Genomic DNA, 829 nt, shown 5'->3' with positions numbered 1-829 from the left:
GTCGCCCGCAGCGAATGTCCGCCGATGTCAAAGAAGTTGTCCTGCACGCCGACTCTCGGCAGCTTCAGCACGTCCTGCCATTTTGCGCCAGCTTCGCTTCCAGCGGCGTCCGCGGCGCCACATACGCCGTGCCCGTTTCGACTCCGCCTTCCGGCTCAGGCAGCGCCTTGCGGTCCAGCTTGCCGTTCGGCGTCAGCGGCATCCGCTCCACCTGCACAAAGTACGACGGGATCATGTACCCCGGCAGCTTCGCGGCCAGCTCCGCCCGGAGCCCGACTGCGGCAAGCGGCTCGTCCGCGACGTAATACGCGCACAGATCTTTCTCGCCGCTTTCGTTCTCCCGCACGATCACGACCGCTTCGCGAACCGCAGCCACGCTCATCAGGCCGCTTTCCACCTCGCCCAGCTCGATCCGGTACCCCCGGATTTTCACCTGATGGTCGATCCGGCCCAAATATTCGATCGTGCCGTCCGGCAGCCACCGGGCCAAATCGCCCGTCTTGTACATCCGTCCGCCATCCTCGTACGGATTCGGCACGAACTTCTCCGCCGTCAGCTCCGGCCTCCGGTTGTAGCCGCGCGCCACGCCCGCTCCGCTGATGTGCAGCTCGCCCGCTACGCCGATCGGCACCAGCCGCTGCTCCCCGTCGAGAATCCACACCTTCTGGTTCGGCAGCGGCCGCCCGATCGGCACCGTGTCCGCCAGTTCGCCGATTCTTTGCGGCTCCACCTCGTAGATCGTCGAGTCGACCGTGCACTCCGTCGGCCCGTACACGTTTGTGAGCTTCACCTGCTCGCCGAATGTCGACCAGACCGACTTCACGACCTT

General features: G+C 65.5%; 1 pseudogene. It reads right to left on the bottom strand.

Features of this window, described 5'->3' with window-relative positions:
* Positions 1 to 829 (bottom strand): annotated as a pseudogene (locus PEH01S_RS34330) (non-ribosomal peptide synthetase); the annotation flags it as partial.

Origin of the sequence: Paenibacillus ehimensis NBRC 15659, assembly GCF_004000785.1 — a bacterium.
Classification (GTDB): Bacteria; Bacillota; Bacilli; order Paenibacillales; family NBRC-103111; genus Paenibacillus_G; species Paenibacillus_G ehimensis.
This window is presented reverse-complemented; position numbering and strand designations above follow the sequence as displayed.